Raw genomic sequence first — 632 nt, 5'->3', positions numbered from 1 at the left:
GGAGTACCTTGATGGGAGTTCCTATCCTTTTCTGTCAGAAAAATATAACATTGGGAAAACAACGCTGCAGCAATGGGTAGCCAAATACAGGCTTTATGGAATCTCCGCATTTTTCAAGGTTTCCGGAAACTCCTCTTATTCGTCAGATTTTAAAAAGATGTGCGCAGAGGCTGTCCTGTCAGGACAAGGGAGCGTAGACGATATTGTTGCCAGATATAATATCTCTTCAAGGGCGGTACTCAGAGGCTGGATTATGCGTTATAATGCCAATAGAGAACTTAAGGATTATAATCCTAAAAGGGAGGTCTATATGGCAGAAGCAAGAAGAAAAACAACTATTGAGGAACGCAGAGAAATTGTTGAATACTGTATAAATCACGAACGTAATTACAAAGATACTGCATCCTTGTATGATGTATCTTACAACCAGGTTTATTCTTGGGTAAAGAAATATGATGCTAATGGAAATGATGCATTAATAGATAAACGAGGTCATCATAAAACGGATGATGAGGTTGATGAATTAGAACGCTTGCGGCGTGAAAATCTTAGATTAAAGAGTCAACTGAAAGAAAAGGATATGCTGACAGAACTGTTAAAAAAAGTGAAAGAATTCGAAAGGATGTGAGGCT

At 38.3% G+C, this 632-nt stretch carries 1 protein-coding gene; it reads left to right on the top strand.

What is annotated here, in order from left to right; all coding sequences use genetic code 11:
• A partial coding sequence (locus tag V8Q34_RS27370; protein ID WP_335836691.1) for a helix-turn-helix domain-containing protein occupies nt 1–628 on the top strand: 628 nt, incomplete at its 5' end.
• Nucleotides 629–632: the final 4 nt, after the last annotated feature.

Source organism: Blautia sp. JLR.GB0024 (assembly GCF_037000545.1).
GTDB classification, from domain to species: Bacteria; Bacillota; Clostridia; order Lachnospirales; family Lachnospiraceae; genus Blautia; species Blautia celeris.
This window is presented reverse-complemented; position numbering and strand designations above follow the sequence as displayed.